General features: G+C 63.5%; 27 protein-coding genes and 1 pseudogene. 16 read left to right on the forward strand and 12 right to left on the reverse strand.

Going from position 1 to position 26,016, the window contains the following annotated elements; all coding sequences use genetic code 11:
- Positions 1-252: 252 nt before the first annotated feature.
- Positions 253-1,641 carry an ATP-dependent RNA helicase DbpA gene (dbpA, locus tag S4A8_RS12245; protein ID WP_353220358.1) on the reverse strand — a complete coding sequence of 463 codons (1,389 nt, stop codon included), beginning with the start codon at positions 1,639-1,641 and terminating at the stop codon, positions 253-255.
- A 281-nt stretch (positions 1,642-1,922) separates the two neighbouring features.
- Here dbpA and S4A8_RS12250 point away from each other — a divergent pair, with 281 nt between their 5' ends.
- Positions 1,923-2,243 (forward strand): hypothetical protein, encoded by a 321-nt coding sequence (locus S4A8_RS12250; RefSeq protein WP_353220359.1) that lies wholly within the window; start codon positions 1,923-1,925, stop codon positions 2,241-2,243.
- Positions 2,244-2,267: 24 nt separating this feature from the next.
- On the opposite strand, the gene catC is transcribed toward S4A8_RS12250, so the two are convergent.
- Genes catC through S4A8_RS12265 form a run of 3 tightly spaced genes read right to left on the reverse strand, consistent with a single transcriptional unit; the run spans position 2,268 to position 4,263 of the window.
- Entirely contained in the window at positions 2,268-2,558 is a 291-nt protein-coding gene (gene catC, locus S4A8_RS12255) for a muconolactone Delta-isomerase (protein WP_353220360.1), read from the reverse strand.
- A gap of 57 nt (positions 2,559-2,615) precedes the next feature.
- The gene (locus tag S4A8_RS12260) at positions 2,616-2,912 is read right to left on the reverse strand and encodes a YciI family protein (RefSeq protein ID WP_353176421.1); all 297 of its coding nucleotides are present in this window, start codon (positions 2,910-2,912) and stop codon (positions 2,616-2,618) included.
- Between the two features lie 13 nt (positions 2,913-2,925).
- Positions 2,926-4,263 carry a short-chain fatty acid transporter gene (locus tag S4A8_RS12265; protein WP_353220361.1) on the reverse strand — a complete coding sequence of 446 codons (1,338 nt, stop codon included), beginning with the start codon at positions 4,261-4,263 and terminating at the stop codon, positions 2,926-2,928.
- 191 nt (positions 4,264-4,454) lie between these two features.
- Here S4A8_RS12265 and S4A8_RS12270 point away from each other — a divergent pair, with 191 nt between their 5' ends.
- Complete coding sequence (locus S4A8_RS12270) at positions 4,455-5,474, forward strand: cyclase family protein (protein ID WP_353220362.1); 1,020 nt, start codon at positions 4,455-4,457, stop codon at positions 5,472-5,474.
- Positions 5,475-5,506: 32 nt separating this feature from the next.
- On the opposite strand, the gene S4A8_RS12275 is transcribed toward S4A8_RS12270, so the two are convergent.
- Positions 5,507-6,262, reverse strand: coding sequence for a glutathione S-transferase family protein (locus S4A8_RS12275; protein WP_353220363.1), 756 nt, complete (start codon positions 6,260-6,262; stop codon positions 5,507-5,509).
- Positions 6,263-6,338: 76 nt separating this feature from the next.
- Positions 6,339-6,533 carry a DUF2795 domain-containing protein gene (locus S4A8_RS12280; protein WP_353176429.1) on the reverse strand — a complete coding sequence of 65 codons (195 nt, stop codon included), beginning with the start codon at positions 6,531-6,533 and terminating at the stop codon, positions 6,339-6,341.
- Positions 6,534-6,891: 358 nt separating this feature from the next.
- On the opposite strand from S4A8_RS12280, the gene S4A8_RS12285 reads away from it, so the two are divergent.
- The 8 genes from S4A8_RS12285 (at position 6,892) to S4A8_RS12320 (ending at position 14,549) form a co-directional block, all read left to right on the forward strand.
- Positions 6,892-7,488, forward strand: a complete 597-nt coding sequence (locus S4A8_RS12285) for a DUF2585 family protein (RefSeq protein WP_353176431.1) — start codon at positions 6,892-6,894, stop codon at positions 7,486-7,488.
- 143 nt (positions 7,489-7,631) lie between these two features.
- Complete coding sequence (locus tag S4A8_RS12290; RefSeq protein WP_353220364.1) at positions 7,632-8,804, forward strand: hypothetical protein; 1,173 nt, start codon at positions 7,632-7,634, stop codon at positions 8,802-8,804.
- Positions 8,805-8,977: 173 nt separating this feature from the next.
- Positions 8,978-9,484, forward strand: coding sequence for a lipocalin family protein (locus tag S4A8_RS12295; RefSeq protein WP_353220365.1), 507 nt, complete (start codon positions 8,978-8,980; stop codon positions 9,482-9,484).
- A gap of 146 nt (positions 9,485-9,630) precedes the next feature.
- Positions 9,631-10,434 carry a restriction endonuclease gene (locus tag S4A8_RS12300; protein ID WP_353220366.1) on the forward strand — a complete coding sequence of 268 codons (804 nt, stop codon included), beginning with the start codon at positions 9,631-9,633 and terminating at the stop codon, positions 10,432-10,434.
- Between the two features lie 264 nt (positions 10,435-10,698).
- A complete protein-coding gene (gene ilvG, locus S4A8_RS12305) occupies positions 10,699-12,423 on the forward strand; it encodes an acetolactate synthase 2 catalytic subunit (protein WP_353220367.1) in 1,725 nt (574 codons plus the stop codon).
- 4 nt (positions 12,424-12,427) lie between these two features.
- Positions 12,428-12,730 (forward strand): ACT domain-containing protein, encoded by a 303-nt coding sequence (locus tag S4A8_RS12310; RefSeq protein ID WP_353220368.1) that lies wholly within the window; start codon positions 12,428-12,430, stop codon positions 12,728-12,730.
- A gap of 156 nt (positions 12,731-12,886) precedes the next feature.
- Entirely contained in the window at positions 12,887-13,315 is a 429-nt protein-coding gene (locus S4A8_RS12315; protein WP_353220369.1) for a DUF2267 domain-containing protein, read from the forward strand.
- 100 nt (positions 13,316-13,415) lie between these two features.
- The gene (locus tag S4A8_RS12320) at positions 13,416-14,549 is read left to right on the forward strand and encodes a glutathione S-transferase N-terminal domain-containing protein (RefSeq protein ID WP_353220370.1); all 1,134 of its coding nucleotides are present in this window, start codon (positions 13,416-13,418) and stop codon (positions 14,547-14,549) included.
- Between the two features lie 40 nt (positions 14,550-14,589).
- Here the strand turns inward: S4A8_RS12320 and S4A8_RS12325 are convergent, their stop codons facing one another.
- From S4A8_RS12325 to S4A8_RS12335, 3 genes are all read right to left on the reverse strand, one after another.
- Entirely contained in the window at positions 14,590-16,245 is a 1,656-nt protein-coding gene (locus S4A8_RS12325) for a rhomboid family intramembrane serine protease (protein WP_353220371.1), read from the reverse strand.
- A gap of 115 nt (positions 16,246-16,360) precedes the next feature.
- On the reverse strand, positions 16,361-16,831 hold the full coding sequence (locus S4A8_RS12330) for a hypothetical protein (protein WP_353220372.1): 471 nt from the start codon (positions 16,829-16,831) through the stop codon (positions 16,361-16,363).
- A gap of 49 nt (positions 16,832-16,880) precedes the next feature.
- On the reverse strand, positions 16,881-17,633 hold the full coding sequence (locus S4A8_RS12335) for a Bax inhibitor-1/YccA family protein (protein WP_353176450.1): 753 nt from the start codon (positions 17,631-17,633) through the stop codon (positions 16,881-16,883).
- A gap of 396 nt (positions 17,634-18,029) precedes the next feature.
- Here S4A8_RS12335 and S4A8_RS12340 point away from each other — a divergent pair.
- Positions 18,030-19,454 (forward strand): annotated as a pseudogene (locus S4A8_RS12340) (GGDEF domain-containing protein); the annotation flags it as partial.
- Positions 19,455-19,863: 409 nt separating this feature from the next.
- On the opposite strand, the gene S4A8_RS12345 reads toward S4A8_RS12340, so the two are convergent.
- Positions 19,864-21,141 carry an O-acetylhomoserine aminocarboxypropyltransferase/cysteine synthase family protein gene (locus S4A8_RS12345; protein ID WP_353176454.1) on the reverse strand — a complete coding sequence of 426 codons (1,278 nt, stop codon included), beginning with the start codon at positions 21,139-21,141 and terminating at the stop codon, positions 19,864-19,866.
- A gap of 126 nt (positions 21,142-21,267) precedes the next feature.
- Positions 21,268-21,609 carry an MliC family protein gene (locus tag S4A8_RS12350; RefSeq protein ID WP_353220373.1) on the reverse strand — a complete coding sequence of 114 codons (342 nt, stop codon included), beginning with the start codon at positions 21,607-21,609 and terminating at the stop codon, positions 21,268-21,270.
- Between the two features lie 419 nt (positions 21,610-22,028).
- Between S4A8_RS12350 and S4A8_RS12355 the strand changes: the two genes are divergently transcribed.
- From S4A8_RS12355 to S4A8_RS12370, 4 genes are all read left to right on the forward strand, one after another.
- The gene (locus S4A8_RS12355) at positions 22,029-22,163 is read left to right on the forward strand and encodes a hypothetical protein (protein ID WP_353176458.1); all 135 of its coding nucleotides are present in this window, start codon (positions 22,029-22,031) and stop codon (positions 22,161-22,163) included.
- Positions 22,138-23,193, forward strand: a complete 1,056-nt coding sequence (locus tag S4A8_RS12360) for a 3-deoxy-7-phosphoheptulonate synthase (RefSeq protein ID WP_353220374.1) — start codon at positions 22,138-22,140, stop codon at positions 23,191-23,193. Before S4A8_RS12355 ends, S4A8_RS12360 begins: the two co-directional genes overlap by 26 nt.
- 400 nt (positions 23,194-23,593) lie before the next feature.
- Positions 23,594-24,313, forward strand: a complete 720-nt coding sequence (locus tag S4A8_RS12365) for an SURF1 family protein (protein ID WP_353176462.1) — start codon at positions 23,594-23,596, stop codon at positions 24,311-24,313.
- A gap of 77 nt (positions 24,314-24,390) precedes the next feature.
- Positions 24,391-25,083, forward strand: a complete 693-nt coding sequence (locus S4A8_RS12370; RefSeq protein ID WP_353176464.1) for a uracil-DNA glycosylase family protein — start codon at positions 24,391-24,393, stop codon at positions 25,081-25,083.
- A 6-nt stretch (positions 25,084-25,089) separates the two neighbouring features.
- On the opposite strand, the gene S4A8_RS12375 is transcribed toward S4A8_RS12370, so the two are convergent.
- A complete protein-coding gene (locus S4A8_RS12375) occupies positions 25,090-25,362 on the reverse strand; it encodes a DUF4235 domain-containing protein (protein WP_353176466.1) in 273 nt (90 codons plus the stop codon).
- Positions 25,363-25,506: 144 nt separating this feature from the next.
- Here S4A8_RS12375 and S4A8_RS12380 point away from each other — a divergent pair, with 144 nt between their 5' ends.
- On the forward strand, positions 25,507-25,830 hold the full coding sequence (locus tag S4A8_RS12380) for a hypothetical protein (protein WP_353220375.1): 324 nt from the start codon (positions 25,507-25,509) through the stop codon (positions 25,828-25,830).
- The last annotated feature ends 186 nt before the right edge of the window (positions 25,831-26,016 follow it).

The raw sequence follows: 26,016 nt of genomic DNA on the forward strand, positions 1-26,016 counted from the left end.
GCTCTCACTTCCTTGTCAATCGCGCGCAAAGCACGCCGGCGCGACCGTGACAGGTTGTGCAGAGCTTCCCTAGATGTCAACGGCCGCGGGGACGATCTCTTGAGCGTGGATGCATGCATCGACGTTTGAACCTGTATCGGCGGGCCGCTGTACGGGTAAACCGTACGGCCCCTCGCGACGACAGGCCCGAACGGTTAGCCCGTGGCGAACACAGCGACGGGCCTGTTTATACTTTGGGTCCGAGTGCGCCGTTCAGTCGCCCAGGACGGCGACCCGAAAACGCCGTTTCTTGATGCCGGCCTGGCGCAGCCGATCGCGGGCCGCGACGGCCTGAGCGCGCGCGACGGCTACATAGCTGCGCACCGGTGTGATTTCGATCTTGCCAACGTCATCGCCATTGAGCGCGCCTTCGCCGGTCAGCGCGCCGAGAATATCGCCCGGTCGCAACTTGTCGCGTCGGCCGCCTTGAATGACCAGCGTCGCCATGGGCGGCTGGGCCCGGGCAGATGCCTGCGTTTGGGGCCAGCGCGTCCAGTTCAGGCGAAAGCCGCCGGCGGCGGCGATACGCTCGGCCCGGTCGCGTTCGCGTGGCGTACACAACGACACGGCCCGTCCGGCTTCGCCGGCACGGCCGGTGCGCCCGATGCGATGCGTGTGGGTATCGATATCGCGTGCCAGATCCAGGCTGACCACCAGCGGTAGTGATGCGATATCCAGCCCGCGTGCGGCCACGTCGGTGGCGACCAGCACGGCACAGCTGCCATTGGCAAAGCGCAGCAATACTTCATCGCGTTCGCGTTGCTCACGATCGCCGTGTAGCGCCAGCGCCGATACACCACGCTGATTCAGATGCGCGCATACGCGGTCGACTTCGTCGCGTCGATTGCAAAACACCAGGGCCTGGGTAAAGGCTTGTCGGCGTTGCTGGGTATCGGCCAGCACCCGATCGAGGGCACTGAGTTTGTCGGCATCGTCTACCTGATGAAATATCTGGGTGATGCGCAGTGGCTGCTCGGCCGCCGTTGCGGTGATCTGTCGCGGCTCGCGTTGCAGTTGTGCCGATATGCTGCGAATCGCGTCCGGCCAGGTCGCCGAGAACAACAGCGTCTGGCGATCGTGCGGCAAGCCCGCAACGATGGCCTCGATATCGTCGATGAAGCCCATATCCAGCATGCGATCGGCCTCGTCGAGCACCAGCGTTTGCAGCGCATGGGTGTGCAGGCTGTCGCGGCGCAGATGTGCGAGCACGCGCCCCGGTGTGCCGACCACGATATGCGGCGGCTGAGCCAGCGACGTCACCTGGGCACGCATCGGCGTGCCGCCGCACAGCGTCATGAGCTTCACGTTTGCGATCGTCGCTGCGAACTGGCGCAGCGCCTGGCCGACCTGATCGGCCAGCTCGCGGGTGGGGCAGAGCACCAGCGCCTGCGTTTCGGCGCGCTCCACGACCAGCTTGTTGAGCAGACCAAAACCGAAGGCCGCGGTCTTTCCGCTGCCGGTTTCGGCCTGACCGAGCACGTCCGCGCCGGCAAGTATGGCCGGCAGACTCTGGGCCTGAATCGGCGTCATGTCGGTGAAACCGCGTGCGGCCGCGCTTTCAATCAGTTCGCGCCGCAGCGCCAGGGTAGAAAAGTCGTTCATGCGCCATGATCGCATGCGAACAGCGGCGCGCGCTGTGCCAGGCGAAGGCGCTATTGATGATGTATGAAACGCGGCGGGCTGCGCACAAGCGAGCATGCTGGCCGCCCATGAACGCTAAGACAGGCAAACAAGGCGAAAGATACGACACCGGGACGCCACTCGGCCTGGGGTTCGCGCAGCATGCCGAATTTTTTACATCACCAAGAAGGCACTTATACGTAACCTCGATACATGCCGGGCTGTGGTAACTTTTTTGCGCCGTTTTTTTCGACAACGCCCCAATGAACGACACAGCTGCCAGCAAGCGCCCCGGCCCGATGGCCATTCTTGGCTATTTTTTGCTGGCCTTGCCGGCCGCGGCTGCGCCGGCCCTGCTGCTTGGTATTGCGCAATCGGGCGGGCCCCAAAACCGGTTCGAAGGCTCGGGCGGCGTGGACGTGTTCATGTCCATGCTCACGGCCTATGGTTTCACACTGCTGGTCATTCTCTGTGCCTATTCGGCCTTTCACGGCCGGGCACGCGCGCTGTATATCGCCAATACCGTACTGGCGGTCATGGGGCTCGGGGTGTTGGTCAGCCTGGCCTGGCACGGCGTGATCTGAGCACGCGCGCGCCTTCGGGCGGGATTAACGATCGCCGTCGTGGATCGAGGAGGGATGGCGGCACAATGGCCGTATATCGATCTGCATATAGGGAAACAGCGGCAGCTGGGTAAGCAGTTCGTGCAGCTCGCTGTTGTCGGCCACATCGAAGACGCTGATGTTTTCGTAGGCGCCGGCAATACGCCACAGATGACGCCAGTGGCCGCTTTGCTGCAACGCCTGGGCCAGGGCCTTTTCCCGGGCCTTGAGTTCGGCCGCGGTCTCGGCGGGCATATCGCCCGGCAGGGCGACGCGCATATGGACATGAAAAAGCATGTTGTCTCTTTGTCGACATGAGGTGAGTGGTTAGGGCCTATCTCGCGACGACAGGCCCTAAAGCGTGTTTCGTCCGTCGAGATAGGCCTGGCGCCAGCGGGTGATCTCGACGCGTTCGAACAGCTCGGCCTTGTAGAACGGGTCGGCTTCGATGAAGGCGCGGGCTTCATCGCGTGTTTCCAGTGCCACCAGATACAGCCCACCGCTGGCGTGGTCGCCAGCGTCGTCGAGCTTGGCGCCGCAGGCAATCAGCAGATGCATGTTGGCGTCCAGATAAACCAGATGCTCGTCGCGTACGGCCAGACGCAGATCGTGGTGGTTCGGTTTATCGAAGGTTTCGATCATATAAGGCATGGGTCATCGCTCCTCAGGCAGAGATAAAGCCCCACAACAACACGGTGGTGCCGAAGATGAAACCCAGATAGAACAGCACGAGCACCATATAGCCCATGACGTCGCGTAGCTTGAGCCCCGAGATCGCGAGTACCGGCAACAGCCAGAACGGCTGGACCATGTTCGTCCACTGGTCGCCGATCTGCACCGCCAGCGCGGTCGCCGGTTGGGAGGCGCCCAGCGATTTGGCGGCCTCGACCATCACCGGGCCCTGCACCGCCCACTGGCCGCCGCCGGACGGGGCCAGCAGGTTGACGATGCCGCCACTGATGAACGACCAGATCGGCAGCGTTTCGGCGGTCGAAATACCCACGAATGCCTGGGCGAATGAGGTGACCAGACCCGACCCGGTCAGGATGGCCATGATACCGGCATAGAACGGGTACTGAACGATGATCCCGGCGACGATGCGCACGCCGTCATTGAGCGCGCCCAGGTATTTCTGGGGCGAGGCGAACAGCAGAATGCCTAAAAAGACGAAGGCGAAATTGAGGATGTTCAGGTTCAGCGAGCCGCCGTCGTAGAAATGCAGCAGGACATAGATCAGCCCCAGCAGGCCGATGCCGATACCGATCGCCGGGCTGTCGTTGAGCCGTTCGGCGACCGTGTTCCTCGGCGTGGGCAGGCCCTGGTCGGGGGTGTCGCCGGCCGCGCCGTCATCCATCTTGATCTCGATGATGTCTTCATCGCGCTTGGGGTGCATCCAGGCGTTGAAGAACGGCAGGGTCACGAGCACGGCGATCGTCGCCCCCAGTACGAACGGCGAGAAGATGGTGTCGCCCAGCGAGACGATGCCGATCTGGTCCTCGAGAAAATGACCCGGCGTGGCCAGTAGCAACGGCACCGTGCCCGACAGGCCGATGCCGTACAGGGCGAAACCCGAGTAGGCCGCAGAAATAACCAGCGGGTAATGCAGCCCGCGCACGTTCATTGCCAGTTTCTGGGCGACCAGACTGCCGATGACCAGGCCGAACCCCCAGTTCAGCCAGCTTCCGATACCGCCGACCAGGGTGGCCACGACAATGGCCATGAATGGTGTCGACACGCTGGCGGCAATACGCCCGAGCAGGCTGTCGACGAGCGGTGTCTTGGCCAGGATATAGCCGGCGAGCAGGATCACCGTCATCTGCATGCTGAAGGCCAGCAGATCCCAGAAGCCGTCGCCCCAGTCGTTGAGCGCCTGAACCGGATTGGCGCCCTCGATGGCGACCGCGAGTACGAGCGTCAGCGCGGTCAGCAGGATGGCGATCACGAGCGGGTCGGGCAGGTAGCGGTTGACCAGCCGGGTGAAGAAATTGGCTATCTGGTTCATTCACATCACTCAAGGTCGAGCGGGACACGGGACGCGTATTTGTTCGCTGGGCGAACGATCGTTCGCATCCGAGACGGTTGGCTAACCTTCCAGATGTGGTCATGCCTTGGAATACGACTTTGGTCGTAGAGAAGCGGTCGGTTTCGCGTGTTTCAATCGCCGGCCTCGTTTGTCGCTTGCAGGAGCCGGATATGCCCGAGTTCAAAAAACGCCCGGTTGGGGCCAACTGGGGCGACTACGGCGCCGATGACCAGCTTGGCCGGGTCAACCTTTTGAATGAAAAGCAGGTATTGAAAGGCGTGGCCGAAGTACGCGCCGGGCGTACCTTCTGCCTGTCGTTGCCGCTCGATCTACCCGGCTCGAATGCCCTCAACCCGCGACGATTCCCGCCGCGCCTGGCGCCGACCTGCCTGGGTGATGACCGCTATATCAATTTCGCCCTGGCCAATAACGATCCGCGTTTGTGCGACGTGGTCAGCGACGACGAAGTCCGGCTATCGCTGCAGTATTCCTCGCAATGGGATTCGCTGGCCCATGTGGGCGCGCTGTTCGATGCCGACGACGACGGCGAGGCCGAGATGCGCTATTACAACGCGCATCGCGCTGACACCGATGTGTGTTCCGACACGGCCGATGATGCCTGGCACGGCAGCTATGCCCGGCGCCTGGGTATCGACAACTTCGCCGCGCACGGCATGCAGGGGCGCGGTGTGCTGATCGACCTGGTTCGCGTGTTCGGGCGCGAGCGCTGCGTGATCGGCTACGACGAACTCATGCAGGCGATCGAGGCCCAGAAGGTTACGATCGAGGCCGGCGACATGCTCGTGCTGCGTACCGGGTTCGCCGAAGCGATCGTGGCCATGCAGGGCGAGCCCGATATCGACGTGCTGCGAAATACGGGCGCCGTGCTCGATGGCCATGACACGCGTCTATGCCAGTGGATCACCGACAGCCAGATCGCCACCCTGGCCGCGGATAACTATGCGGTCGAGAACCTCGACGATCCGCTGGACCCGCATGTGCATGCAAAGATGCCGCTGCATCATCATTGCCTTTTCAAGCTCGGCCTGCCCCTGGCTGAGCTCTGGTATCTGCAGGCGCTGGCGGACTGGCTGCACGCCAACGATCGCTCTCGGTTTCTGTTGACCGCGCCGCCGCTGCGTTTGCCCGGCGCGATCGGTTCGCCCGTGACCCCGATTGCCACGGTCTGATCGATCAGCGCAGAACCGATCCGGCCGGCGGGCTAGGCGAATGCGCTGGTGAGATCCAGATAGTCGCCGCTGTGCTCGCGAATGGTGCGGCCCTGATCGAGAATCTCACGCGACACATCGCGAAAATGCGGGCGTTCGGCCACGGTGTCGAGCCAGCGTGCAACATGCGCGAAACCGGTGAACCGATAGCCCACGGCGGCGATCTGGTAGAGCTCGCAGGCGATGGCGAGATCGGCCAGATCCGGGTGATCATGCCCGCATAGCGTAGGCGTGGGTCCGGTCTGGCCGGCGAGCTGGCGTTCGAGCTGGGCCAGGCCGCCGCGCAGGCCGTCCTGCAAGGGTTTGAGCTTGTTCGCCTGCAGCTCGTACTTGAGCATGGGCAGAGTCAAATGCAGGTTCATGATGTCGTGGAACATGTCGAAGGCACGCACGTTGTTGTGGTGCCAGGCCAGCCAGGTATCGGTGCGCGCGCAGCGCAGGGCATCATCGGTGGCATACCAGTGCGCGCTGGCTTCGCGATCGGGGGCGATACGACAGAGATAGCGCATGATCGCCTGGCTTTCAGCCAGCCGCGAGGGCGCGGTCTCGGGCGCCGCGTCATCGGCCTCGACTACCAGCGCGGGGATGGTTTCGAAGGCGTTGATGTGCCGAGCGAACCAGGCTTGCCGTGTTTCGCCGTTGGCGAAATCCACCGCATGCCAGGTATACGGAATCGCCAGTTCGCGCAGCAGGATTTCCACCGCGCGGCTGGGTTGCGACAGCCGGTGTGCGTACAGGTCGATCTTCATGGTCGGCCCCGCGTTATGACATGAGTGCCGCGCGTGTTCAGGCGCGCGTTGAAACCGGCCCGGACCGTCGTACCCATCAGGATTTTTGCTGGCCCAACGCTTCGACGACCGCGTTGGCGTTATCGAAATGATCGCCTTCGAAAGCGCGCAACTGTTCGAGCAGATCGGCCGGTGCGCCGTTACCGGCAGCCACGCCGGCCAGTTCGCCGCCGGTGGCCGGAAAGTTGGCGTCTTCGAGATAGCTAGCGAGATCGATCGGGTCGTTGCTCATGACCATTTCCTTATTGCGGGACGGAGCGTGCGCCCGTTATCCGGGACGAATTGCTTGTGGTCTGAGCACCCCAGTGCGGATGCACAACGCGGCCACGGCCGTTAGCCAAACAGACTTGGGCCGCAGGGTCAGTCCGTAATAGTGCGCAGGGGAGGCTCCCCGGGGCGTATAAGCGCGGCGCCGCATCGCGTATTCGCGCACAATGACCGGCGTTCAATAAGCGAGCCTCGCCCGGCGGGCGACAAGCCATCGAAAAGCACAACGAACGGTTGCCCGTATTGCTTTTGATGGCGCTTGAAACGCCCCGGCAAAATCAGCTGTTCGGGGGCTACGATTCATCACGGCTGCAGGAAGTAGCATGCGCGCGATCTTTGTTCGAGGTGAAACCATGCACTGGCCGGGTGTGCGGCTATGTTCGGCGCTCCTGGTGGCGATCGTGGCCGCTCAGGCGGTCACACTGCTCGCCATGGGCCATCCGTTGATCTGCGAATGCGGCCATGTCGCGCTCTGGCACGGCGCGGTCTCGGGTTCGCAGACATCGCAGCATCTGACCGACTGGTACAGCTTCACCCACGTGGAACACGGGTTGTTGTTCTACGCATTGCTCATGCTGCTGTTGGCCGGCACGCCGTTTCGGGGCATCGTGCTGATCGCCTTCGGCATCGAAGCCGTCTGGGAAGTCGTCGAGAACACGCCGTTCATCATGGATCGCTATCGCCAGACCGCGCTCGCGGCCGGCTATTTCGGCGACAGCGTCGTCAACTCCGTGGGCGATACGTTGTCGATGGCGCTCGGACTGGTCATTGCCCGGTTCGCGCCGTTGCGCCTATCGCTGGCGCTGGTGGTGATCATGGAATGCGTACTGCTGTATGCGATTCGCGACAATCTCACCCTGAATATCATTCAGTTGATCTACCCCATCGAGGCGATCAACCAGTGGCAGGCGGGCGGCTAGGCGCGTTCCTGATAGTGCGTCACGCCAACGCCGGGCGCGCATAAAGGCGCAGATGCCTGCCCAGAGGCCAGTGTGCTGGCAGCCCGTCCTGAGCATGCGATGATGAGCGCTCATATGCCGCCAGACCGCGCGAGTTTGCTGCCATGACGAATGCCACCCCGCGTCTTTTCACATCCCCGATTTTCCTGGCCCGTGTCGCCCTTGTCGTGGCCTGTGTCGGCCTGCTCTCAGCCTGCGGTAGCGACGATGACGAAGGCTCGGCGGCCGCGGCCCCCGAGGCGAGTGAAACCGATACGGCCATCGCGGCCGATGACAGCCAACTGCGTTGCCCGGGCGGCGATGCGCTGATCGCACGGGTACGCGCCTTGCAGGCCAAGTCCGATCCGCAAGCGACACGGCGCTGGGTCGCGGATGTGCTGGCCGGGCCCGAGCGTTCGGGCTGTGCCAGTTTCAAGACCCTGGACGACGCTCAGACCGAACGCTATGTAACGCTGCTCTACAACGGCGACGCGCGCATGTCGCCCGCGCTGGCCTTGCACCAGACGCCGGCGGCCCAGAAAGTCATTCTGCAGGCCTATCGCGAGGACCCGGACGCGGTGACCGACAACGCCGGGCTGGCCGCCGCCGTGGCGATGGCCCAGATCCAGCAGGGCAAAAGTTACGAGGCTGCCTATCGCGATCTGGCCTTTGCCGCGCTCAACGACGGGATCGATGCTGGTTATGTGCGCGGTTATCTGACCCATTTCGGCTGTGGCTACGAAGACGCGGTCTGGGCGGCCAAGACCCGCGAACGGATCGATTTTCTGGCCGGCGATCCGTTTCCTGCCAGCACCCGCGCAGGCGATGCACAAAAATCGCAACTCATTGAAGACCGCATGGCCCTGCTCAAGCAGGGCGAAGTGCCGCAATTGCGCGCCGATTGCCCGTTGAGCACGCGCTACGCGGCCGATCACAATGGCGATACGCTCACGCGCCTGAAGCTCAAGGCCCAGCAACTCAGCGACTCGCTGCGCGCCACCTTCGATGGCTACGCCGAGCGTTTTACCCATGACGACAGCGATAACGACCACAGCGGCGACGCCAAGCCCGGCCAGCACAGCAACTGGACGCTGGAAAAATTCGAGCGCCAGATGGCCGAACAATATGCTGCGCTGGAAGACTTCGCCCGCCAGAGTGGCGACCTGGCCAGCGCGCGCTGGCAGTTCTGTGCCAATCGCTTCGATCGCAGCTTCGATTTCGAGGCCATCGCCGACTGCGTGAAAGCCCAGCCAACGCCCGCCGAACAGGATAAAGCGCAGTCGTCCGACAAGCGCTAACGCCACGCGCCTGGGCAATTCAACGGATTGCGGTGGCACGGCCGACGCCCGACAGTAGGCAGCCTTCATCCAGGCCGCCAGCGCGCTGCGCAACCGCGGTGCGACGCCCGTGGTCGTCCCGCGGGCGATCACGCCGTCGACGGCACCACCGGGAGCCACCCGTGATCTCGTTCATGAATCGATCGTTTGGGCTGGGCGTTAACAGCATCCTGCCGCGTACGGATTTTGCCCGCGCGAAGCAGGTCGATCTCGACCGCTATATGCGCGACTGGTATGTGATCGCGCATAAACCGCCGTCGATCACCCGGACCGCACACAATGCCGTCGAGCGCTATCGGCGTGCGGGTGACGACCGGGTCGATGTAACCTTCACCTTTCGAAAAGGCGGCTTCAACGCCCGGCAAAAACGCATGCGCCCGACCGGCTATGTCGTGCCCGGTACCGGCAATGCGGTGTGGGCCATGCAGTTCATCTGGCCGATCAAGATGCAGTTCGTCATCGCCTACGTGTCGGCCGATTATCGGCATACCATTGTCGCCCGCGAACGCCTGGATTTCGTGTGGATCATGTCCAGTGAGCCGACGATCGAAGCCGACGACTACAATCGCCTGGTCGAACGCGTCGCACGCATCGGCTACAACCCGTCCCATCTGCGCGTCGTACCCCAGCAAAAGCGCTAGCGCGACGCCGACGCCTGATGGCGTAAGCGCGCGTTTTTTACCTGTTGCGGCGTGGCTGTACCCCGGTCTAGAGTCGCGACAGGGGGAGGATGCGCGAGCTGGGGGGCGATATGGCGCGTCGACGCAGGTCCAGAATGAGGCGGCGCGTGCGCCGCGCGCTGGCCGCACTCGCGGCTCGGCCCTGGTTGGCCTGGCTACTTGCCGGGCTGGCCGGCTTCGTTTTCATTGGCTATGGCCTGGGCGGCCTGGCGGGCTTGTACGAAGCGTATCCGGATGCGCTGGGGCGCCCCGCGCATGGCGAGCTGTTCGTTGCACTGGCCTGGCTATGGCTGATCGGGTGCTGGATAACGGCGGTCGTGGTGCCCCTTAGACGGCGGTGGCGACACCGAAGACGGCGCCGGCGACGGCATCGATCGCGCCGCCAGCGTCCAACGCCCTATGTATCCGCGCCGCGCTCGAAGGTCCAGACGCCGAAATCGCCCGACATCGACACGGCCACGCCCGCCGCAGTCACCGAGCCGAACATTGCCCAACTTGGGGCGCGCGAGTTCGAACAACTCATCGCGGCGTCTTTTCGGCGCAAGGGCTTCGAGGTCGAATTCACGCCCGAGCACGAACGCGCAGGCATCGATCTGGTGCTGCGCGAGCGCAACAAGGTGCTGCTGGTTCAATGTCGACACGGTAGCGACGCGTCTGTGGATGTCGCCATCGTGCGTGAACTGGTCGACCTCGTGGATACCCGCAAGGGCCAGAAGGCCATTCTGGCAACGGCCAGTCGCCTAAGCCCGGCTGTACACGCCTTCTGCCGGGCGCATTCGATCCATGCGCTGGATATCGACCGGCTGCTGCTGTTCGCCGACCCGGCGGCCATGCCGCCCTTGGAAAAACGCCGGGACGACCCGGTGGATACCGGCGTTGACGGGGGCGATCCCACGGCTTTCACGGGCTGAGCCTTTGCATGCGCACATTGACAGCAGAAAAACGCGCGGCTACTTTTTGCGCCTTCTGATTATTCGGATTGTGCCGTAGTCATTCGATGACATTCGCATTCGCCCACGTACTCGTCGCGCTCACCCTGGTGGTACTCGTAACCGCCGGGGGCGCTGGCGTGGGCGACAGGATGATCTAGACAGCACATTCCGATCGCGACGCAGGCCCCCGGCACCGCAAGGTTCCGGGGGCTTTTTTTTGTCTTTGACCAGGGCGATTTTCAGGTGAACGCAGCACAACAGATTTTGCAGATACTCACGGGCCACGGGGTCGATACGGTGTTCGGCTACCCGGGCGGGTGCATCATGCCGCTCTACGATGCGCTGGTCGATGACGACCGGATTCGGCATGTGCTGTGTCGTCACGAGCAGGCCTGTGCGCTGGCGGCCGACGGCTATGCACGGGCCAGCGGTCGGGTTGGCGTGTGTATTGCCACCTCCGGGCCGGGTGCCACCAATCTGATTACCGGTGTCGCCAATGCCCATCGTGACTCGGTGCCGCTGGTGGTGATCACCGGCCAGACGCCCTCGGCACTGATGGGTACCGATGCCTTCCAGGAAGTCGATGTGTTGGGCATGACGCTGGATATCGTCAAGCACAGTTATCTGGTGACCGACGCCAGCACGCTGGCAGCAACGCTCGACGAGGCCTTTGCATTGGCCGCGTCGGGCCGGCCCGGGCCCGTCTGGATCGATATCCCCAAGGACGTGCAACTAGCCGAAGTCGACGCCGACTCTTGTGCGGCCTCGATCAGCGCCGCCGAACACCGGTCATGGGCAACGGCGGAGCCCGCGATCGACAGCGCGCTCACACTGCTGCGCTCGGCGCAACGACCCCTGCTGTACAGCGGCGGCGGCGTGAGCAAGGCCAATGCAGAAGCCGCCTTTCGCGAGTTCGCCGCCGTTGCAGCCATGCCGCATGTGAATACGCTCAACGGCATCGGCAATCCGGGCCGCGATTGTCCTGATCATCTGGGCATGTTGGGCATGCACGGTTCGCGGGCGGCCAATCTCGCCGTGCATGACTGCGATCTGCTGGTGGTCGTCGGTGCCCGGCTTGATGATCGTGCCACCGGGCGTCTGGACGGCTTCGCCCCGAACGCACGGCTGTTGCATATCGATATCGATGCGGCCGAGTTCAATAAGCTGCGGTGTGCCAGCGCGGTCGTGCCGGGCGATCTGAACGCCGTTCTGCCCGCACTCACGCAGGCGCTGCGTACGGCGCCGCTGGCCATCGATGCCTGGCGCAGGCAGTGCCGGCAATGGCGGGCGCTGCATGGCTTTGCCGTGCCCCCACAGGCGGGTCATGCAATCAGCGGCCCGGCCTTTGTTCGTGCGCTATCGGATCAGGCGCCGCCGGGTACGACCGTGGCCTGCGATGTGGGCCAGCATCAGATGTGGGTGGCGCAGTATTTCGACTTTTGCGCACCGCGCTGTCATTTGAGCAGTGGCGGTCTCGGCACCATGGGCTACGGCTTGCCGGCTGCGATCGGCGCCCAGTTCGCCCATCCGCAACGCCCGGTGGTCAACGTCGCCGGTGATGGCTCGTTTTTGATGAATCTGCAGGAGCTGGCCACCGTCGGTCGCTATGGTCTGCCGGTGAAGATCGTGGTGCTCGACAACGCCTGTCTGGGCATGGTGCGCCAGCAGCAGGAACTGTTTTACGATAACCGCGAAAGTCAGATCGACCTCGACGACAACCCGGATTTCGTGACGCTGGCCCGGGCTTTCGGTATCGCGGCCGAGTCGATCTGTCGTGCCGCGGATATGCCGGCAGCCATCGATCGCCTGTTTGCCCATACCGGGCCCTGTTTGCTGCATGTCGCGGTGGCTCGGGCAGGCAACGTCTGGCCGATGGTACGTGCCGGTAGCGCCAATATCGACATGATCGACGCCGAGCCCGTGGCCCGGGATGCGGCCTTGATGACCACGTTTACTGCAGGAGCCTAGTGCCATGTCTAGCAACGACACGTCTTTCCATACCATCAACTGCTGGATGCAGCCGGAACCGGTGGCCCTGGAGCGCATGCTTCAGGTCGTGCGCAAACGGGGTTTCAGGGTCGAACGCTTCGCGGCCGAACACGACAAGGGGCGGCTGCGCCTCCGGCTGTCGTGTTCCGGCAGTAGCTGTCCGGACATGTTGCGTGCGCAGCTGGACAAGCTCCACGGCGTGCAGTCGGTGTGTCTGTTGCCCGGGGCATCGACGGCCTCCAATGATCGATTGTCGGCGGTGATGCCGGCGCAATCTGCGGTGTGACAGCGGGCGACGCCACCCGGCCTGGGCCATGCCGTCGACCGAGATGATCTGAACTACGTTGGAATGCGGATTGATTTATAGCGGCTGCGCTTTCAGGGTTTCGAGGCGCGTGGGCGACAGCCTGCGTGGCGTTTTCGCTTCGATAATGGAGGATGTATGCCGGAATTGGGACTGGCAGTGATCGACACGTCGGTACAGCAGACCAACCGCTGGTTGGGCGCGATCATGGCCGATATGGACACCGACGATAAACAGTTCGCGTTTCAGGCGCTCAGATCGGTGCTGACCACGCTGCGTGATCGCCTGCCGATCGATGTCGCCGCGAATCTCGGTGCCCAGCTGCCGCTGCTCGTGCGCGGCGTCTATTACGACGGCTATGTGCCGGCCGACACGCCGACCACGTATCGCCGCGCCGAGGACTGGCATGCGGCCGTGGCTGTCGCAGGCGACAATCTCGACGGCGCACAGCTCGAACGCGCATCGCGTGCGGTGCTGGGCGTGCTCGAAGACGAGCTCGATGCCGGCATTGTCGCCAAGGTGGCCGATTCCCTGCCGGATGACGTGCGCTCGGCGGTGTCGATCTAGCCGCGAAACGGCTGCACAGGGGCAGCGTCGAACGCTGGCCGGATAAAAGCGCGTTCGACTGTGGCAAAGTAGCGTCGGTTCGTTGACAAGCGAGGGGTCGATGTTCAGCCAAGCCACACCGTACGTGCTCTACGGCGCGCCGCATTCGCTCTATACGGGCAAGGCGCGCTGTTATTTGCGCAATCAGGGCATCGCCTATGTCGAACGCCCGACCTCGCACCCGGATTTCGTCGCGCGTATTGCGCCGGCGCTCGGGCGGGCGATCATTCCGGTATTGGAAACGCCCGACGGCGAAATCATTCAGGATACGATCGATATCATCGATTACTTCGAGCGTCGTGGTGACGTTCGCCAAGTCTATCCGAGCACACCGCTGCAGCATGTGGTAGCGGTGATTATCGAGTATTTCGGTTGCCAGGCGATGCGCAAGCACGCCATGCATTACCGCTGGTCGTATCTGCCCGAACAGCGCGATTTTCTCTGGCATGCGTTCGTCACCGGTTCGGGTGAGGCCGTGGCCGAGAAGGTCATGGGGCGGATGCATTCCTATCTGCCCGCGCTCGGTGTGACCGAGCAAACCGCGCCCTTGATCGAGCGCTCCTACGAAACCCTGCTGGATACGCTCGAAGCGCATTTCGCGGTCATGCCGTATCTGCTGGGAGGCCGGCCGTCGATCGCCGATTACGGCTTGATCGCGCCGTTGTTCGCCCATCTCGGCCGTGATCCGGTACCGGCGGCGATCATGAAGCAACGCGCACCGCGGGTGTTTCGCTGGGTGGAGCGCATGAATGCGCCCGGCCTGGATACCGTCGAATACCCCGAGCAGGCGTCGGCTTTCGTGGCCGACGATACGATCCCGCCTTCGCTGGAGCCGTTTCTGCGCTATATCGCTGAAGAGATATTTCCCGAACTCGACGACAAGCTGGCCTTCTTCGATCGCTGGATCGCGGAACAACGCCCGGGCGATGGCATGCCGGTGGCCGACAAGCCCCACCGCCGTCAACTGGACACCGTGAATACCCAGTATCGCGGCGTGCCGATCGAAGTCGGCGCCGAGCCGTATCTGTTGTATGTGCTACAGCGCGCGGCCGATACGATGGCCATCGTCAACGACGAAGCCGCAGCGCGGGTCGGCACCCAGCTCGAACGCCTGGGCCTGGCGCGTGCCGTGCCCAGCGGGCGTGATTATCGGGTGGCCCGCGAAAACAACATCGAGGTCTGGCGCTTCGACTAGCCTGGGCGTCGCACGGCCCGTCAGACAGGTCAGTGACGGTTCAATCCGGCGTGCACAACTCAGCGGACATCAGTGCGTCGTGCATCTTGCCGCTATCGACGCGATCGCATAGCGGCGCGGCCTCATGGCGGGCCGGGACGGACTGGCCTTGCAGCAGCAGACTCAGTGCGAGCAAAAGGCGCGTCTGGTCGGCGAAGCTGTCCACGAAATCGTCCGGATGGGCCTGATAGGCCGCCAGGGCATCACGAAAGGCCGGTTCGGCCGCACCATAACGCTTATCGGCAAACAGAATACGCCCGAGTGCGTAATGGCCGCGCGGATCGTCAGGATAGGCGCGGGCCAGCTCGGCTGCTTCAGACTGGGAAAGCGCCGACCACGGGCCGGTCACCTGATCGCGGGGAATATACTCGGGCACGTCGGCATAACGCGGGTAGTTGTGGGCGACCGCGGTCAGCGACCAGCCCGCCAGCACGATGCCCAGCCCCGCTACTGCCACGGCGACGGGTTGCCCGGCCGGTGTCGACGCATGGCGACGCCAGTTCTGGCGCAGGGCCAACCCGATCACGACGCCGGCAATCGCGCCACCGAAGTGCGCCGCATAGTCGGTCGCGCCGCCGATATCATGCTGGTTGGCGCCGGGGATCAGCGACGGGATGAGCATGAACATCAGCTGCATCTGAATCTGCAGGCGCTGGGCGTTATCCACCAGACGGAAACTGCAGATCAAGCCGGCCGCGAGTAACGCCATGATCGCCCCGGAAGCGCCGACGGCCACCATGCCGGGCGGCCCCAGCCACAGCGACAGTGCCGCACCGGCCGCGCCGCCGAGCACGAAGGTGGCCGCGAACCAGGCCGAACCCATTAATCGTTCGGCCGCAAAGCCCGCCAGCAACAGTGCGACCAGATTGAACAGCAGATGCAACACGCCGCCGTGCAACAGCACGGCGCTGATCAGGCGATACCATTGCCCCTGTTCGAACACGGCAGCCGGGTTGAGCCCGCCGAGCGCGAACAGGCTCTGGGTATCGAAGCCGATGAAACTGGCCTGGGGGCTCACGGCAAACGCGATCTGGACGCCGTACATGGCGATCAGTACGAGCGCGATGGCAAAGCTCGCCCAGGGCCGGCCCGGCGCGACCCGCACCAGACGCCGGCCGTTGTCATCGGCGCTGACCGGCGTACGCGGGCCGGCGAGCAGGCGTTCGAACCAGCGGCCCTGGCCCCAGCGCATGGCGATCGGCGCATTGGTCCAGACCGTGGCGTTGCTGCTATCCAGCGCCCAGGCGGTGACGATACTTTTGGACAACGGAGAGCGTCGTTTGTAGGGTTTCAGCCGCTTGCGCGTCTGCGTATCGATCGGCTGGCCGCGCACCTCGATCACATGCAGGTGCACCGGCATTTTCGCCATGCCGATACGGCCCGCGTAATGGCGACAGGCGCCGATGATCTCGCGCGTGCGCTCGGCCGACAAACCGAAGGTGCGCGCGGGGTCGCGTTCACAGTCGACAATGCATACCGCGCTGAATTGCAGGCCGTCGTGGCGGATCAGCAGATAGTCGCAGGCCGCACGTGCCGGCTCGAGCTCGGGCGCGCTCAGTTGGGCCGAAAAACTCTTGCGGGCCATGAACTGGGCGGCCAGATAATCGGCGAACGGCGCATCGGCGGCCCGTGTTTCGTCGTGGACGTCGATCGTCATCGATAGGCCGGTTCTGTTTTGAATGTGTCCTGCCGCGAGCCGGTGTCAGGCTCCGAGTTGCTCTGGGGCCATCGGCAGCGCGCACGCCGGACTTGAATGGCGTGCTTTCAAAACGCTATTGCGTAACGTCCACCAGGTCCAGCTCGAGGCGATCGTCCTGGCGTTTGCGCATGCTCAGCCGGTATTCGTCGCCGAAGTCGTCCGGCGTGATCTGTTCGCGTTCGAGCGCTGTGGTCACAACCGCTTCGACAGCGGCCACGCGGTGTTTTTCGCCGGCGTTACCGATCGCCTGACCGATCGCCACGGCTACCGCCCCGAGCGAGGCGATCGGGCCCGGGTAGGCCTGGAGTATTTGTTTGAACGTCATGCCGGTAACGACGTTGTAGCGTACGTATTCGGGCCCGAACAGCAGGAAATACCCGCCGACCAGCAAGGTGAGCAGGCCGATCGCGCTCACGAGATAACTGAATACGGTATAGGTCTGGGCGTCATCCGTCTCCGGTTTGTCGGTGACCAGCGGAAAACGCTGGCGCTGTGCTTCGCTCAGAGTGGCGGGCCGGTGTTGTTCAGCATCCTCTGTGTTCATGGCGTCTTTCCCGGGGCTCATGAATGAATCGTCGTCGTCGGGCCGTGTGCTAACGGCTGCGCGCCTTGGCCAGCAGGCGCAGGATTTCCAGGTACAGCCAGATCAGGGTCACCAGCAAACCAAAGGCGCCATACCATTCCATATAGGCCGGCGCGCCGCGTTCGACGCCGGTTTCGATGAAATCGAAATCGAGTACCAGATTGAGCGCGGCGATGGCCACCACGAACAGGCTGAAGCCGATGCCCATCCAGCCGTTTTCGTGAATGAAGCCGATCGACATGCCGAAAAAGCGCATGCCCAGATCGAGCAGGTAGACCACCAGAATGCCGCCGGTCGCCGCGGTCACGCCCAGTTTGAAATTCTCCGTCGCCCGGATTAAGCCGCTGCGATAGGCCATGAGCAGGGCGGCGAGCGTGCCGAATGTGAGCGTGGCCGCCTGCAGTGCGATGCCCGGGAACTGCATTTCCAGCAGCATCGATATGAAGCCAATGGCCACGCCTTCGACGATGGCATAGACCGGCGCCAGAAAAGGCGCCCACTGTTTTCTGAATACGATCGCCAGTGCGATCACCAGACCGGCGATGGACGCGCCGATAATCCACGGTCCGAAGCTGGCCGCGGCGTCGTAATCGGGCGGGAGCATGCCGTAGCCGGCGCGCCAGCTCATGAAGGCGCTGGCCACGGTCAACAGCAACAACAGCGCGGTTTTGTGCACCGTGCCGTTGAGGGTCATGCGCGCGCCGTCGGTCGCGGGCAGGCGCTCGAAGGTTTTGCTAGTCAGTGCCGGATTGCCGGAAGCCATAGGTGATTCCATCGGTGGCCAGGCGCAGACATGGCCTTTTCATGTGCGCCCGGGTTTGAACGAGAAAAACAAAACGGGCCAGCATGAGCGCGAAGCACGATGCCGCCACGATCGGGCATGGCGTTGAACACAGCCAGACAGGCAGCGGTTTGCCAGCGAAAATGATAATCGTTCGACGTGCGCGCGTCCGCGATCGGTTGCCCACGATTAGAGTGGCGTGCAAATCGTTGGCGCGGCATGTTTTTCGGCGGCTTGATGCTCTGACGCGGGCGCGTGAAATTTTCGTGACACCTGCGTTTTTGCTGTCAACGGTCGCCGGTCGTTGTCGATAGATCAGACAGCGGCTGTACGGGTGTTGCCGGGCGGCACCCGATCTGGCGATGAGCGGGAGCAGACATGCAACAGGCAGTACACCACACCGTGCGCGTGCACGACGACAAGGCTGATTTTCTGGGTGTGATCGCGCGCCATATCGACTATGCGTTTCAGCCGATCGTCAGTCTCAACAGTGGCCGCTGCTACGGTGTGGAAGCGCTCATGCGTGGCTGCGGCGATGCCGGGTTCAGCACCATCGACCGTGTGTTCGATTACGCCCATGCAAATGATTTGCTGGTCGAAACCGATGCCCTGCTAAAGCAGCTCGCGGTAGAGAAATTCTGCCGCCTACCGCATCACCGAACGTTGCGTTTGTTCTTCAATCTCGATAACCGGTTGTTCGGCCTGCCGGGCTTTCGTGCCGTATCAACCATGCAACTGCTCGAGCAATACGGCCTGCGTGCGTCTTCGATGGTGCTGGAAGTTTCGGAGCGCAAGCATCTGGATCGTGGTCGTGCATCCCGCGACATATTGCAGTTCTTTCGAGACTCGACGGTCCAGGTGGCGCTCGACGATTTCGGTACCGGTTTTTCCGGGCTGGCGTTGTTGTACGACACCCATCCGGAATACGTGAAGATCGATCGCTACTTCGTCGCCGACATCGGCAGCAACCACAAGAAGAAAGTGTTTCTGTCGCATGTGGTGAGCCTGGCGCGGACGCTGGGCATACGGGTGGTCGCCGAAGGCGTGGAAACCGAGGCCGAGTTCTATACCTGTCGCGAGATCGGCTGCGATCTGGTGCAGGGCTATCTGATTCAACGCCCCACGACCCGTATCGACCAGTTGGTGCCGGTGTATGAAGTCGTTGGCCGGATACGCGGCAATGATCGCCGTCGCGAGCAACTCGAATCCCGGTTCGTCGGTAATCAGCTAGACGGCGCGCCGGCGATCGATGTCGATATGCGCATGGAAGACATCTTCGAATCGTTCCGGGTCAACCCGCAGCGCTCGTTCTTCCCGTTTCTGGACGACAATCGGCATCCCATTGGCGTGATCCGGGAGACCGAACTCAAGGAATATATCTATTCGCCCTATGGCCGGGATCTGCTGTCACGCAAGAAGATCGACGACCATCTGGATCTGTTCGTGCGCCGTTGTCCGGTGGCCGATATCAACACGCCGATCGACACGATACTGGAACAGTATGCAGTCAGTCCGAGCCGCGACGGGGTGATCATCACCGAAGACGGACGCTATCGCGGTATGCTCAGTGCCGAGGCGTTGGTGCTGGCGGTCCAGGAACGCAATCTGGAGCTCGCGCGCGATCAGAACCCGCTCACGGGCCTGCCGGGCAACCCCTCGATCGAACGCTTCATCGGCACACATCTGCCGGGTGCCAACGCGCTCACGCTGATGTATTTCGATCTCGACAATTTCAAGACCTTCAACGATGCCTACGGCTTTCGCATGGGCGACCGCGCCCTGCGCATGTTTGCCGAGCGGCTATCCAAGGTCTTTGGCGGCTTCGGGGGGGCTGGTCGCACATATTGGCGGCGACGATTTCTTCGTCGGCCTGCAGAACGTATCGTTTGCGGCCGGCTTCGAGGCGGCGCTATCGGTGGTGGCCTCGTTTCGACGCGATGCCGAGTCCTTATACGACGAAAAACACCGCCAGGCGGGTTATATCGTCGGTCACGACCGGCGCGGCCAGCGCGCGCGTTTTGCTCTGCTTTCGGCCAGCTGTGCGCTGGTGCAGCTGGCCGGGCAAAGCGGCCAACGCCACGAGTGTGCGCTCATGGGGCTGATCACGCGGCTCAAGGAAGAGGCCAAGCGCAGTGGCAACACGGTCAGTGCTGCGAGCCTGCTGTAAGCAGACTGCGCAGCCCGGGGCATCGTCACCGGGCTGCGCTATTAGCTAGCCCGCAGGGGCTGCGGCCAGGGCCTGTTCCAGATCGGCAATCAGGTCGTCGATGTGTTCGATGCCGACCGAAAGCCGCACCATATCGGCGGTCACGCCCGCGCTTTCCAACTCGGCTTCGTTGAGTTGGCTGTGGGTGGTGGCAGCCGGCATGGCGGCACAGCTTTTCGCGTCGCCGATATTGACCAGTCGGATGAATAGCTTGAGCGCATCGTAGAACGCGACCCCGGCCTCGAAACCGCCGTCGATACCGAAGCTGAGAATGCCCGACGCCTGGCCGTTCATATAGCGCTCGGCCAGATGATGGTCGCGGTGGCTGGCAAGCCCTGCATAGCTGACCCAGGCCACGCGTTCGTGGGCTTCCAGGTATTCGGCGATGCGTTGCGTGTTGAAACACACGCGTTCCATGCGCAGGGCGAGCGTTTCCAGCCCCTGCAGGAACAGCCAGGCATTGAAGGCGCTCATCGCGCCGCCCATGTTGCGCAGCGGCACTACGCGTGCACGTGTGATGAAGGCGGCCTCGCCTGCGTCCTTGGCGTAATTGATGCCGTGATACGACACGTCCGGCTCGGTGAGCAGCGAAAAACGCTGGGCGTGATCGAGCCAGGGGAAACGCCCGGAATCAACGATCAGCCCGCCGAGGGTGGTGCCATGGCCGCCGATATACTTCGTCGCCGAATGCACCACGATATCCGCGCCGTGCTCGATCGGGCGCAGCAGCATGGGCGAGCACACGGTGTTGTCGACCATCAGCGGCACGCCGTGGGCATGGGCGATCTCGGCCAGCCGGGCGATATCGGCGATATTGCCCGAGGGGTTGCCGATGGATTCGCAATAGACGGCCTTGGTGCGCTCGTCGATGAGCTCGGCCATCGCATCGAGATCGTCCTTGTCGGCAAAGCGTACCGAAATGCCCTGGCGCGGCAGCGTATGCGCGAACAGGTTGTAGGTGCCGCCATACAGTTCGCTGATCGACACGATGTTGTCACCGGCCTCGGCAATGGTCTGAATCGCCGCGGTAATCGCGGCCATGCCGGAGGCCATCGCCAGCGCGCCGATACCGCCTTCCAGGGCGGCGACGCGTTGTTCGAGCACGCCGCAGGTCGGGTTGGTAATACGGCTGTAGATATTGCCGACTTCCTTGAGATCGAACAGATCCGCCGCGTGTTGGGCGTTGTCGAAGGCAAAGGAGGTGGTCTGGTGAATCGGCACGGCCACCGCGTGCTGTTCATCCGGCGTATAGCCGGTATGCAGGGCAATAGTTTCCGGTTTCATGATCGCGTCTCGGACAGGCATGGCTGAATACGGCCCCCGAGTATAGAGATACGCCCCGCGTCTGTGCGCTTGTATTGTGGACGACCGATTGGGCGAGGCAGGGCGCGCCCACCGCCCGGGCGTCAGTCAGTCGCGCTCGGTCTCGCGGCATTGTTCGACGATATTGCCTGGCCCGCCGTCATTGCCCCGGGTGAATACGGTGGCCAGGCGTTGTTCGTCTTCGATGCGCAAAAGCAGTTGCAGCTCGGTGCCTGTATAACGTTGGCCGATCGGGCTCGGTGCGCTTTGCATTTCGATCAGGCGCGGGCCCATTTGCACAACGGCGATATCCGGGCCCCGATACGTGATGGTCAGCGGCCGGTCGCTATCGCATTGATAACGGGCGGTGTGTTCCTCCGGGCCGTGGGCACAGCCGGCGGCGAGCAGGATGCTCGCAGCGAGCGACAACACAATCGAACGACGGCCCATACATGACTCCGAATCCAGGACATAACGTATTGGCGTGCGCCAGGAACAATCCGACCGCCACGCCAGCGGTGCCGTGCTTTACGAGCGCGGGTCCTTTATAGCGTATCGGCCTGTGCAACAGGTGCTTGAGCTTGATCGCGCAAGGGCGTAGGCTTCTTGGCGAAATCTACGAGGCGTTCCATCCATGCCGTTAACACACGACAACAGCATAACGATGCGACACGGCGCACAGGCGCGCGTGGCCTCGATTTATTTCTACGGGTATTGGTTTAGCCGCCACGGCGTCTGATCCACCCGGACAGGCGCCCGGCATACGGGACGCCTGCCGAAGAGTTTTCAAACCCCCGGTTGGCCTCCCAACCGGGGGTTTTTTCGTTCTGGCATACCGCCACGAATTCAGCAGCACACAGGAACACGCCATGTATTACGACGACCGCGACCGCCACTGGTTTATCGACGGCGACACCGCCGACCACGTATTGATGTCTTCGCGCGCCACAAACGCGCATGAACTGCAAGGAACGACCCATGACCGCCCGTCTCGCCAGCGTTAATCACGATCTCGACACCGTCTCGCCCGCGCGCCGGGCCTTTCGTCTGAGCACACCGGCTGCGTTGCGCAAGGCCGTGCCGGTATCGGCCCAACTGGCCGCGCAAATCGAGCGCCAGCGCGCGGCTATCCGCGCCGTGCTGCGCGGCGAAGACGACCGCCTGCTGGTGATTACCGGCCCCTGTTCACTGCACGATCCGCAGGCCGCGCTCGACTACGGCCGGCGTCTGGCCGCGCTGGCCGATGAACTGGGCGACCGATTGCTCATCGTCATGCGCGCCTATGTCGAAAAGCCGCGCACCACCGTCGGCTGGAAAGGGCTGCTGCACGACCCGCATCTCGACGAAAGCAACGATCTGGAAGCCGGTCTGCGAATCTCGCGCCGTCTGCTCATCGAGCTGGCCGAACTGGGTCTGCCGATTGCCACGGAAGTGCTCAGCCCGGCGGCGGCGGCTTATCTCGAAGACACGCTCAGCTGGGCTGCAATTGGTGCGCGTACCACCGAATCCCAGACCCATCGGGAACTGGTCAGCGGTCTGGACATGCCGGTGGGCTTCAAGAACGGTACCGATGGCGAACTCGGCGCCGCGCTGGATGCCATCCAGGCCGCCGCGCGTGCGCACAGCCATTTCGGCATGAGCGACGCCGGCGAATCCGCGCTGGTCGCGACCGCCGGCAATCCGGATACGCACCTGATCCTGCGTGGTGGCCGGCGTGGCCCCAACTACGACGCCGACAGCGTAGCCGCGGCTGCGGACGCGCTGGCACGGGCCGGTATCGACCGGCGTCTGATCGTCGATTGCAGCCATGCCAATAGCGGCAAGGATGCGCTACGCCAGCCCGAGGTCGCCGAGCAGGTGCTCGCCCAGCGGCGCGTGGATACGCGCGCCATCGCCGGGATCATGCTGGAAAGCCATCTGGAAACCGGCAAACAGGCGCTTGGCTCCGAGCTGGCCTATGGCGTGTCGGTTACCGATGCCTGTCTGGGCTGGGTACCAACCGAAGCGTTGCTGCGCCGACTCGCCGCGGGGTGAGCGCCAGCGGCCCGGGGCTGGCGGCGTACAAGCCGCCTCGGGCGCGCCGTTCAGGAATAGTCGAGATCGAGCAGCCGGACCGACCAGTTACGCGGTTCGGCTTTGGGCGCTGCACTGGTCGGCGCTGCACGGCGCGAACCTTGAGGCCCGCGTACCGGGCGAGATGGAGCAGATTTCTTACCAGACGCCATGATGGCCTTCCTGCCTCGGCTGAGGCGTGTGGATAAGGCGACGCGTCGTGCGGGCCTTGCCGTGATTAACGGCCGCTATCACGCACGGCTTTAGCCGTTGGCGTGGCCCAAGTCTCGGGCCTTTATACTCGGTGTGATTCGATGCGCGTATCGGCGGTGCCTAAAGCGCCGGCTTGGCGATGCCCGCTGCAATCAAAGACTGTGCTGCTATGGATATCGGCCCGTATCGGTTTTCGCCGCCCTGGTGGGGCGTGTTGTTGTTCGCGCTGGGCGCGACGATATTCTGTGCGCTGGGTGTCTGGCAGATCGAGCGGGCGCATTACAAGCAGCGCCTGCTCGAAGCCCAGCAGGCCGCGCAGGCAGCAGCACCGGTGGCGATCACCGGTCAGGATCAGGCGCTTGTCTACGGGCGCACCTATGACGCGGCCGGCGTTTACGATGCCGATCGACAGATCCTGCTGGCCGATCAGACCCATGCTTCGCAGGTGGGGTATCACGTATGGACAGCGCTGCGTCTGAACGACGGCAAGCGGGTGCTGGTCGATCGCGGCTGGATTGCGCGCAGCGATTCGGGCCTGCCCGATCCGGCCGTGCCTGCGGCGCGCGTGCAGATCCGCGGCATCTGGCAACCGCTGCCTGCGCCAGCGCTCGATTGGGGTAGGACATCGGCTTGTGAAGGCCAGGGCTGGCCGCGGGTGCTGAGCTATCCCACGATCGAGGCGCTGCGTTGTCAGTACGACCCGGCCCTGCTGGACGGGGTGCTGCTGCTCGATGCCAGCGCGCCCGGCGGCTTTGTGCGCGACTGGTCGGAAGAAACCGATACCGTGGGTCTACGCCCGTTCGGCCACTATGCCTATGCTTCGCAGTGGTTTCTCATGGCCCTGGTGGCGGGCGTGATCCTGGTGGTGGTGAATCTGCGCCGGCGTTGACGCACGCCCACTGCGTGTTGCCGCGAACCGGGCAGCGCTATAGGCTGCGTCGGCCTTTTTGCTAGCGAGGTCCGGGCATGCCCTTGAGCCGAGAACAACACCGCACGCTGCGCGATCTGGCCAGCCAGGTCGACGGCATCGATCGCGCGGTGTATGCGCGTTTCGAAAAAGATCCGCTCGAACCGGTGATCGGCCTCGGCGCACCCGATACGCGGATCGGTTTTTTCGGCCGCGATCCCGGCACCGACGAAATCAAGTACGGCGAGCCGTTCATCGGCGCCGGTGGGCAGCTCGTGCGCAAGACGATTTATCGGCATCTGCATGGCGACGAGTTGCCGGATTTCGAAACGTCGCGCGCGCTTGGCGAGGATTTTTTCTGGATCAACACCGTGCCCTACAAGCCCATCGGCAACAAAGCCTGGTCGATGAAGGTCAAGCGTAGCTTTGCGCCGACCATGCGCGCGTTGTTGATCAATGCCTGGCAGGGCCGTTCGTTGATTACTCTCGGCCGCGAGGCGTTTTTATGGTTCGGTATCGATCAGCCGAAAGACGAACGCGCGCGTATCGAGGCGTTCTGGGCACGCGAGGATCGTTTCGAATCCGCGATCGATATCGAGCTGACGACCGACGAGGGCGAGCGGGCCGTATTCGATATCCGGCCCTTGCCGCATCCCTCACCGTTGAATGCCACGTGGTACAAGCGTTTTCCGGACTTGCTGCGCCAGCGCCTGACCCAGCTCGACGCGCGCTTGGGCAATCTGCGCGGGTAGTCGCGCTCAGTAACCGGGTGGCCGGCGTCCGAGGCTGCGCTGCCAGGCGCGGCTGGCCACGCCGCGCCCGACCACCCGGGCAAAGGCCACGCAAAAGCCGCTCACGGCGGCCCAGGCAAGAATCCGCGGCCAGCCCGGGTCCTGATCCTCGATATTGATGGGCGGCTCTTCGGCCAGCGTATAGCGCCATGCTGACGCCGCGCTACGCCGTGCGAGGATGCCCGCGCCAATCGCCGCACCGGCGCCCAGCGCCAGCCATAACGTTCGTTCTCGATTCATGCCCGTTGCGTCGGCGCGTGCGCCGCGTGTTCAAAACCCAGCCGCGATCGTATCGCACAACGGTGCGTACGCGCTGGACCGGCTCAAGCCACGGCCCGGTCCGCCGATAGCGAAACTGTAAAGTGAATTTCCGGTGACAACGCTATGACTGAAACACAGTGGGCGCGTCTCGCGGGCGACCTCGACTATCTGCGAGCACTGGTTTACGGCGCCTGTTCGTCGCCGTTGGTGTGGCTGCCGCTGGCCGTGTGTATCGTCGCGGGTGCTGTCTTTGCCTGGCGCGGGATCAACGAGCGAAACAGCTATACCCGGTTCGGGCGCAATGCATCGCTGGCCTGTCTGGGCGTGGCCTGTGCCATCGTCGTGGCCGGCACCTGGTCCTATTCGAGCAGCCAGGCCGCGACCGGCGTACCGGCGGCAACGGTCATCGGTACGGCGCCCGGCGTCACGGCTGGCGGGCGGGGTTAGGCGCCAGGGCAAAAGCCAGGCACTCCGGGCGGGCACACCGGGAGGCTATCGCGTAATAAGACGGATTGATGTCGTGCCAGGTCGGTGTGAACGGGACAACGAGTCGCCCATGGCACGGCTGGCGGCGGCGGGTTGCAAGGTAAACACTGCGGCGCAATTTAATTGTGCGCTGTTGTTCCCGGCGTA

Origin of the sequence: Salinisphaera sp. S4-8 (genome assembly GCF_040361235.1) — a bacterium.
Classification (GTDB): domain Bacteria; phylum Pseudomonadota; class Gammaproteobacteria; order Nevskiales; family Salinisphaeraceae; genus Salinisphaera.